We start from the raw sequence: 8,053 nt of genomic DNA, 5'->3' as shown, positions 1-8,053 counted from the left end.
GTTGATAGGCCAGATGTGGAAGCCCGGTAACGGGTGGAGCTGACTGGTACTAATAGGCCGAGGGCTTGTCCTCAGTTGCTCGCGTCCACTGTGTTAGTTCTGAAATAACGAACGGCCGTGTTGTTATCCGGTGTTCAAATTTCATAGTGTTTCGGTGGTCATTGCGTTAGGGAAACGCCCGGTTACATTCCGAACCCGGAAGCTAAGCCTTTCAGCGCCGATGGTACTGCAGGGGGGACCCTGTGGGAGAGTAGGACGCCGCCGAACAATTTTTCTGGGAAAGCCCCGCACCATTTTGGTGCGGGGCTTTTCTGCGTTCCGGGCCCTTTCAGGGGGGCCCATCCCATTGATCTGCGTACCGACTACATCGGGGTGACCAAGCGGGTGTCGTAGGCCAGGATGACCGCCTGGACGCGGTCCCTTGCTCCGGTCTTGGCGAGGATGCGGGTCACATGCGTTTTCACCGTGGACTCGGCGAGGTGGAGGCGGGTGGCGATCTCCGTGTTGGACCAGCCCTGGCCGATCACGGTGAGGATCTCGCGTTCCCGTTCCGTCAGGGCGGTGATGCGCGGGTCCGAGGCGGCCCGTGCGCCGGGTACGGCCGGGAGATGGTGGACGTAGGCGTCGAGGAGACGGCGCGTCAGGGTGGGGGCGACCACCGCGTCGCCGGCGGCCACGGCGCGGATGCCGGCGAGGAGCTCCTCGGGCAGGGCGTCCTTCACCAGGAAGCCGCTGGCGCCGGCGCGCAGGCCGTCGTACGCGTACTCGTCGAGATCGAAGGTCGTCACGATCAGGATCCGGGTGCGGGCGCCCGACGTGATGATGCGTCTGGTCGCCTCGATGCCGTCCAGGCCCGGCATGCGGACGTCCATCAGCACGACGTCAGGGTGATGGCGGGCGACCAGATGGACGGCCTCGGTGCCGTTGCCCGCCTCGCCGACCACCGTCATGTCGTCCTGGCTCTCCAGCAGCATGCGGAAGCCGAAGCGTTGCATGGACTGGTCGTCGGCGATGAGTACGGTCGTCACGAGAGCGTGTCCTCCAGGGGAAGGCGGAGCTGTACCTGCCAACCGGTGTGTTCCGGCAGCGGGCCCGCTTCGAGGGAGCCGTCGTACAGTGCGGCGCGTTCCCGCATGCCCATGATGCCCTGGGCCGCCGGCGGTGATTCCTTCCCGGCCGCGTTCGGGCCGGCTTCCTCGGAGGTGCGGGTGCGGGTGCCGGTATCGGTGATGCGGGCGTCCAGGTGGGTGGGTGTGTAGGTGAGGGTGACCGTCGCGGACAGGGGTGGGTGGTGGCCATCTTCCGGGGGCCGGTCAGTCGCTGTGGAGGCGGTGGCGTGTTTGAGGGTGTTGGTCAGGGCCTCCTGGACCACCCGGTACACGGTGAGTTGGCGGCCCGGGGTGAGCGCCCGCGCGCGGGGTTCGCCGTGGAGCTCCAGGTGGACGGGCAGGCCCGCCCTGCGTACGCGTTCGATGAGGGGGGCCAGTTCGTCGAGCGTCGGCTGCGGGGTGCGTTCGGCGTCGGGATGGTCGTCGCGCAGGACGCCCAGGAGGCGGCGGAGTTCGGACAGGGCCTGTCTGCTGGTCGTGCCGATGGCGTCCAGCGCCTGCCCCGCGCGTTCCGGGTTCTTTCGGGCCGCGTACGCGCCGCCGTCCGCGAGGCCCGTGATGACGGACAGGTTGTGGCCGATGATGTCGTGCATCTCCCGTGCGATGCGCGTGCGTTCGGCGGCGGCGGCGAGCCGGGCCTGCTGGTCGCGTTCGTGTTCCAGCCGGTGGGCGCGTTCGACCAGGGCCTCGGTGTACTCGCGCCGGGTGCGTACCGCGATCCCCAGCAGCACGACGAAGACCAGGCCCCAGGCGTACGAGACCACCTCCTGGCCCCAGTTGGAGGGGATGCGGGCGCCGCCGGCCAGGACTGGGGCGAGGAACACCAGGGACGCGGCCCCGACGGTGCGGAACGAGGAGCGCAGGACGATCTGGAAGACCGGGACCAGCTGGAGGAGGGAGGCCTGCACCAAGGCCCCCGTCCAGATGTTGACGAGGGATATCGGGGCTATGAGCAGCAGTACGGCCAGGGGGTGCGTACGGCGCCACAGCAGCGGCAGCGAGAATCCGAGGCTCATCAGGAGCACCAGGAACTCGGGGGCCGTCACGTCGTCGCGGGCGGTGTGCCGCCAGCCGCCCGAGGTGTAGTCGAGTACCGCTGCCACGACCCAGAACCCGGTCACCGCCGCGTCCCAGACCCGTGGCCGGCGTCGGTCGAAGGCGCGGAGTCGGTCCAGGACGCCGCGGATGATCCGCGTGGGGGGATGAGCCGTGCCCTCGGTGTCGCGGTCCCCCGCCCGGGCGCTCACTCGGTGCTCACCTGGTCGTCCTCCTCGTGGTTCAGACGTCGCGGCGGTTGAGCGTCAGCGCTGCCGCGGTCAGTGTCGTGCCCGCCCACAGGGACAGGGCGAGCAGGGCGGGGCCGGGGGAGATGGTGCCCTCGATGGGGGTGGCGGAGCCCAGGGCGCCGGCGGCCTGGGTGGGAAAGTACATGATGGCGCGCTCGACGACGTCGTACGGGAGCATCCCGAGGATCTCCGGCAGGATCATGACCCCGCCGATGAACGCGCCGATCGCGCCGGGCACCGAGCGCAGCAGTGCGCCGAGGCCGAGCGCCAGCAGGCCCATCAGGGTGAGGGCCCCGGCGTTGCCGGCCAAGGCGCGCAGGACGCCCGGGTCGGTGAACGAGGCCGCCTGATCGGTGTCGTGGAGGAAGGCCTGGGCCGCCGCGAACGTGACCAGGGCCGTCGCGAACATGACCGTGAAGACGGTGGCGGCGAACACCGCGGCTTTCGCCCACAGGACGGGGAGCCGGGCGGGTACGGCGGTGAGCGAGGAGCGGATCACGCCGGTCGCGTACTCGCCGGCGGTCATCAGGATGCCCAGGACGATCAGGCACAGCTGGCCGAGCATGCTGCCGTACAGCGTTAGGACGACCGTGTCGACGTCGGAGTCCCCGCCGCCGGAGGTGTAGGTCCCGCCCATGATCAGGCCGACGCCCAGCACCATGACGACCGCCGAGATGACGGTGATCCAGGTGGACCGCAGGGACCGGAGCTTGTGCCATTCCGAGCGCAGGATGCGGGTGGGGGTGATGCGGTACGGCGATGGTGGTGGAAAGGGCGAGGGTGCTGGTGATGACGGTGTGATCCGGTTCGGGGGCTGTGGGGTGGGGTGGGTCGTGGTCATGCTGCTGCTCCGATGGGGTGATGGTGCGAGCGGTGGTCCACCGATTCCTGGGTGAGGTCCATGAACGCCTGCTCCAAGGACACGGTCTGTGGCGTCAGTTCGTGCAGAGTGATCGCGTGCGCGGCGGCGACGCCCCCGATGTGCGCGGCGTCCGTTCCGCGGATCCGGAGTTCGTGGGCCGGGGTCTCGGTGGCGGTGACATGGGTGGTGGTGACGGGGGTGGCGGTGACGGTCACGCCCGGGGCCGTCAGCTGTGCGCTCAGTTCCTCCGGCTGCGGGGTGACGACCTTGACGGACTCCCCGCCCGCCGACCGGATCAGCTCGGCCACCGTGGTGTCGGCGAGCAGCCTGCCGCGGCCGATGACGATCAGGTGGTCGGCGGTGAGGGCCATCTCGCTCATCAGGTGGGAGGAGACGAGGACCGTGCGGCCCTCGGCGGCGAGGGAGGTCAGGAGGGTGCGGATCCACAGGACGCCCTCGGGGTCCAGGCCGTTGACCGGCTCGTCCAGGATGACGGTGGCGGGGTCGCCGAGGAGTGCGGCGGCGACCCCGAGCCGTTGGCCCATGCCCAGGGAGAAGCCCTTCACTCGGCGGTGGGCCGCATCGGTCAGCCCGGCGAGGTCGATGACCTCCTCGACGCGGCGGCGCGGGATGCCGTGGGTGTGGGCGAGGACCATCAGGTGGTTCAGGGCGGACCGGCCCGGGTGCACGGACCGGGCCTCCAGCAGGGCGCCGACCTGGGTGAGGGGTGCCGGGTGGGAGGCGTAGGAGCGCCCGTTGACGGTGGAACGGCCGTGCGTCGGGGCGTCGAGGCCGAGCAGCATGCGCATGGTCGTGGACTTGCCCGCGCCGTTGGGGCCGAGGAAGCCGGTGACCGTGCCGGGGCGGACGGTGAAGTCGAGGTCCTGGACGACGGTTCTGTCGCCGTACCGTTTGGTGAGGCCGTGTGCGGTGATCATGCGCTCGACGCTACGGAGCCGGCTGGGCGCGGTCGTCCGACCGGGGGCTGGACGTGGAGCCGGGCGTAGTACCCGGGTACGACGGGCTCTGGGCGCGGGGGCAGGGGAGTACTCGGTTGAACGTGGGGCGGGCCGGGGTGAGGATCGGGACATGGACTATGTGATGCGTGCTGTGCGGGCCGATGAATGGCCGCAGGTCAGGCAGTTGCGGCTGGACGCTCTGCGGGACCCGGCGGCCCCGGTGGCGTTCCTGGAGTCGTACGAGGACGCTGCGGCGAGGCCGGACGTCTTCTGGCAGGAGCGTGCCGCCGCGGCGGCCGAGGGCGGGGGCGGCCGTGTCCGGCAGTTCGTCGCGGAGTCGCCCGACGGGGCGTGGGTGGGGTCGGTGACCGTACTCGTCGAGAGTCCGGATGACGAGGTGCGCTTCGGGGAAGCCCCCGCGGTGGACCAGGCGCACCTGGTCGGCGTGTTCGTCCGGCCCGAGGTGCGCGGGACCGGGGTGACCGACGCGCTGTTCCGTGAGGCCGTCGCGTGGGCCTGGTCGCTGTCCGCGCCCCGGATGGAGCGGGTGCGCCTCTACGTGCACGAGAAGAACCCGCGGGCCGCCGCCTTCTACCGGCGGTTCGGATTCGTCCCCTCCGGGCAGCGGATTCCGGCGCCGGGCGGCCGGGGCGCATGGGAGCTGGAGTACGTCCTCGGGCGGGAAACGTAGAGAGCGGGCCGCCCTGGGTCTGTCGCCTAGCCGATGCCCGGGGTGGGGGTGCGCAGGTCTTCCTGCCAGCGGGCCCGGCCCTGTTCCCGGGAGCGGAGCAGCACCAGGGCGGGCATGCCGCGACTCTGGCCTGTCGCCAGCAGCTCCGGGAGCTGGGGAAGGGGCGCGACGGCCGCGACGTCGTCGAGGACGAGCGTCATTGGTGGGTCGAGCCGACCGTCGGTTGACCGTGCGGCCATGCGGCGGCCGTGCTCGACCACGTCTGCGGCCAGCGCGGTGAGCAGGGGCATCGCGCCGGGACGGGAGCGGGGATCCTCGATGGGCTCGCCCACCAGGTAGAGCGTTCCCCCCTCGACGGCGAAAGAATCCAGCGCGAGGGAATCGGCTCGGTTCGCCGTGCAGGCTTCGCGGATGTGCACCGTGGACAGAGCGGCGAACGCCCGTACCGTCAGTTCCTGTGCCACTTCGCGCCGTTCGGGATAGGCCGTGAGGGCGGACTCCAGCAGCCCGGCGAGTCCGGACGCGGCCTTGGGGTGCGTACGGAGGAGGCGTACCGGTTCGTGGGCGCCGGACCCGGAGGCCCAGCGGAGGACCTGGCGGAAGGGGCGGCCGTCCACCGCGGCGGCGTGCAGCCAGCACTGGAGGAGCGTCTGCGCCGTGTCGGCCACCGCCGCGTCGATCCGGGCCTGCGGGCGTACCGGGACGAGCAGAGCGGCGGCGCGCGCGGCGGCGACGTCGGGGAGCTCGCATCCCGCGGTGGGCGACCAGTGGAGGCGGGCCGGGGTGTCGCAGAGGTGGCCCGGGTCGTAGACGAGGACCGGGCCGAGCTTGCCGCGGGCGTCCTTCGTCTCGGACCAGACGGTGGGGTCCGAGGTGACGACGAGCGCGGGGCCTTCGGCGTCGCGGATGGCCTGGACGACGGTGGGGCGCCGGGCGGGGGCGGGGGCGTAGACGAGGAGGGGGGTGCGGGGGGAGGGGAGGAGGGGGGCGCTTCCTTCGGGGTACGGGGGCGGGTACGGGGGCCGGTACTGGGGCGCGGGCGCGTATTCGGTTGCGGGGGTGCTCCCGGGTGCGCTTGCGCTTGCGGCTGTGTGGTGGGGTGTGGCTGGTGCTGGTGCTGGTGCTGGTGCTGGTGCTGGTGCTGGTGCTGGTGTGGGTGTGGGTGTGGGTGTGGGTGTGGGCGGTGCTGATGTTTGCGCTGGTGCTTGGTTCGGCTCTTGCGCTGGTGCCGGGGTCGGCAGTGTCGGTGCGGGCTTCTCTGTGGCGAGCTGCTGCTCGTGTGCCCCGTAGGCCCGTTCCTCGCGGCGTCGTTCCCGTACGGCGCGACCGCGGGCCACGACGCCGAGGGTGAACACCGTGAGGACCAACAGCACCAGCAGTCCGCCGATGAACAGGCCCCAGAACAGCCCGTACCCGGAGAGCTGGGCCGGGGGTGTCTGCGGCCAGGCGGCGGGGAGGTCCTGGGGGGCGGTGGCCAGTTCGCGCAGGGCGAGGGGGGAGCGGGTGAACGTGACGCCGTCCGGCCAGGCCCCGTGGGCGAGCAGCCCGGCCAGGCCGGTGGCCGTCCAGGCGACCAGGGTGGCCGCGAGGAAGAGGGCCAGGAGGCCGATCAGCAGGCCGTCCGGGATGCCGCCGCCGCCCTGGGGCCGCTGGTCGTGTCCGTCGTGATGGGCCGGGCCCCGGCCCCCGCCCCGTGGAGCCTGGCGTGCCATGTCATGCCACCGTCGACCGGGACGACTCGTTCATCCGCTGCTGGTTCTCCATCCGGGCCGCCCGTTGCTCCGCCTCCAGTTCGGCGGCGCGGATGTCCTCGGGGAGCAGGTCGTCCGTCGATCCCTCGGTCATGGCGCGGTCGGTGAAGACCAGGGGGCGTTCGGCTTCGGTGATCAGGTGTTTGACCACCTGGACGTTGCCGTTGACGTCCCAGACGGCGATGCCGGGTGTGAGGGTCGGGATGATCTCGACGGCCCAGCGGGGCAGCCCGATGACCCGGCCGGTGGCTCTGGCCTCGTCCGACTTCTGCGCGTAGATCGTGCGGGTGGAGGCCATCTTCAGGATGGCCGCCGCTTCCTTGGCCGCGGCTCCGTCGACCACGTCGCTGAGGTGGTGGACGACGGCGACGAAGGACAGGCCGAGCCGGCGTCCGAACTTCAGGAGGCGCTGGAAGAGCTGGGCGACGAAGGGGGAGTTGATGATGTGCCACGCCTCCTCGACCAGGAAGATGCGCTTCTTGCGGTCGGGCCGGATCCAGGTGTGCTCCAGCCAGACGCCGACGATCGCCATCAGGATCGGCATCGCGATCGAGTTGCGGTCGATGTGCGAGAGGTCGAAGACGATGAGGGGCGCGTCGAGGTCGATGCCGACGGTGGTGGGGCCGTCGAACATGCCGCGCAGGTCGCCGTCGACCAGCCGGTCCAGGACGAGGGCGACGTCCAGGCCCCAGGCCCGTACATCGTCTATGTCGACGTTCATCGCCTCGGCGGACTCGGGCTCGGGGTGGCGCAGCTGCTCCACGATGTCCATCAGGACCGGCTGGCGGTCGGTGATGGTCGCGGTCACGTAGGCGTGGGCCACCTTGAGCGCGAAGCCGGACCGCTCGTCGAGGCCGTGGCCCATCGCGACTTCGATGATCGTGCGGAGCAGGGCGAGCTGGCCGGTGGTGGTGATGGAGGGGTCGAGGGGGTTGAGCCGGATGCCGCCGTTGAGGGCTGCGGTCGGGTCCAGACGGATGGGGGTTATGCCCAGCTCCTGGGCGATGAGGTTCCACTCGCCGACGCCGTCCTCGCCCTGGGCGTCGAGGACGACGACCTGGCGGTCGCGGAAGCGGAGCTGGCGCAGGACGTACGTCTTCTCCAGCGCCGACTTGCCGTTGCCGGACTCGCCGAGGACGAGCCAGTGGGGGGCGGGAAGTTGCTGCCCGTACAGCTGGAAGGGGTCGTAGATGTAGCCCTTGCCGCTGTAGACCTCGCGGCCGATGATCACGCCGGAGTCGCCGAGGCCGGGGGCGGCGGTGGGGAGGTAGACGGCCTGGGCCTGGCCCGTGGACGTACGGACGGGGAGGCGGGTCGTCTCCACCTTGCCGAAGAGGAAGGAGGTGAAGGCATCCGACAATGCGGACAGGGGGTCTCGCATGGTGGGGGTGCCCT

General features: G+C 71.0%; 7 protein-coding genes and 2 rRNA genes. 3 read left to right on the top strand and 6 right to left on the bottom strand.

Features of this window, described 5'->3' with window-relative positions; translation table 11 throughout:
- Positions 1-73, top strand: a 23S ribosomal RNA gene (locus tag ACFWRV_RS08855); the annotation flags it as partial.
- A gap of 77 nt (positions 74-150) precedes the next feature.
- Positions 151-267 (top strand): 5S ribosomal RNA (gene rrf, locus ACFWRV_RS08850).
- A gap of 95 nt (positions 268-362) precedes the next feature.
- Here rrf and ACFWRV_RS08845 read toward each other — a convergent pair.
- From ACFWRV_RS08845 to ACFWRV_RS08830, 4 genes are read right to left on the bottom strand one after another with little or no spacing between them, the layout of a single operon-like run.
- The gene (locus tag ACFWRV_RS08845) at positions 363-1,028 is read right to left on the bottom strand and encodes a response regulator (RefSeq protein ID WP_384330342.1); all 666 of its coding nucleotides are present in this window, start codon (positions 1,026-1,028) and stop codon (positions 363-365) included.
- Complete coding sequence (locus tag ACFWRV_RS08840; RefSeq protein ID WP_384330339.1) at positions 1,025-2,356, bottom strand: sensor histidine kinase; 1,332 nt, start codon at positions 2,354-2,356, stop codon at positions 1,025-1,027. The genes ACFWRV_RS08845 and ACFWRV_RS08840 overlap by 4 nt, the downstream gene beginning before the upstream one ends.
- 31 nt (positions 2,357-2,387) lie before the next feature.
- Positions 2,388-3,236 carry an ABC transporter permease gene (locus ACFWRV_RS08835; RefSeq protein ID WP_384330336.1) on the bottom strand — a complete coding sequence of 283 codons (849 nt, stop codon included), beginning with the start codon at positions 3,234-3,236 and terminating at the stop codon, positions 2,388-2,390.
- Positions 3,233-4,195: an ABC transporter ATP-binding protein gene (locus ACFWRV_RS08830; RefSeq protein ID WP_384330334.1), complete on the bottom strand. Its 963-nt coding sequence runs from the start codon at positions 4,193-4,195 to the stop codon at positions 3,233-3,235. The genes ACFWRV_RS08835 and ACFWRV_RS08830 overlap by 4 nt, the downstream gene beginning before the upstream one ends.
- 151 nt (positions 4,196-4,346) lie before the next feature.
- Here ACFWRV_RS08830 and ACFWRV_RS08825 point away from each other — a divergent pair, with 151 nt between their 5' ends.
- Positions 4,347-4,907: a GNAT family N-acetyltransferase gene (locus tag ACFWRV_RS08825; RefSeq protein ID WP_384330332.1), complete on the top strand. Its 561-nt coding sequence runs from the start codon at positions 4,347-4,349 to the stop codon at positions 4,905-4,907.
- Between the two features lie 26 nt (positions 4,908-4,933).
- Here ACFWRV_RS08825 and ACFWRV_RS08820 read toward each other — a convergent pair whose 3' ends face one another.
- Complete coding sequence (locus ACFWRV_RS08820) at positions 4,934-6,619, bottom strand: type IV secretory system conjugative DNA transfer family protein (RefSeq protein ID WP_384330329.1); 1,686 nt, start codon at positions 6,617-6,619, stop codon at positions 4,934-4,936.
- A gap of 1 nt (position 6,620) precedes the next feature.
- A complete protein-coding gene (locus ACFWRV_RS08815) occupies positions 6,621-8,039 on the bottom strand; it encodes an ATP-binding protein (protein ID WP_384330326.1) in 1,419 nt (472 codons plus the stop codon).
- Positions 8,040-8,053: the final 14 nt, after the last annotated feature.

Source organism: Streptomyces sp. NPDC058576 (assembly GCF_042718715.1).
Lineage (GTDB): Bacteria > Actinomycetota > Actinomycetes > Streptomycetales > Streptomycetaceae > Streptomyces.
Note: the sequence above shows the minus strand (reverse complement) of the source record. Positions and strands in the feature narration are given on the sequence as shown.

Bases quoted from the DNA above. Each gene is read 5' to 3' on its own strand.
- ACFWRV_RS08815 (WP_384330326.1), bottom strand. From the start codon at position 8,039: ATGCGAGACCCCCTGTCCGCATTGTCGGATGCCTTCACCTCCTTCCTC.
- ACFWRV_RS08830 (WP_384330334.1), bottom strand. From the start codon at position 4,195: ATGATCACCGCACACGGCCTCACCAAACGGTACGGCGACAGAACCGTC.
- ACFWRV_RS08825 (WP_384330332.1), top strand. From the start codon at position 4,347: ATGGACTATGTGATGCGTGCTGTGCGGGCCGATGAATGGCCGCAGGTC.
- ACFWRV_RS08820 (WP_384330329.1), bottom strand. From the start codon at position 6,619: ATGGCACGCCAGGCTCCACGGGGCGGGGGCCGGGGCCCGGCCCATCAC.
- ACFWRV_RS08835 (WP_384330336.1), bottom strand. From the start codon at position 3,236: ATGACCACGACCCACCCCACCCCACAGCCCCCGAACCGGATCACACCG.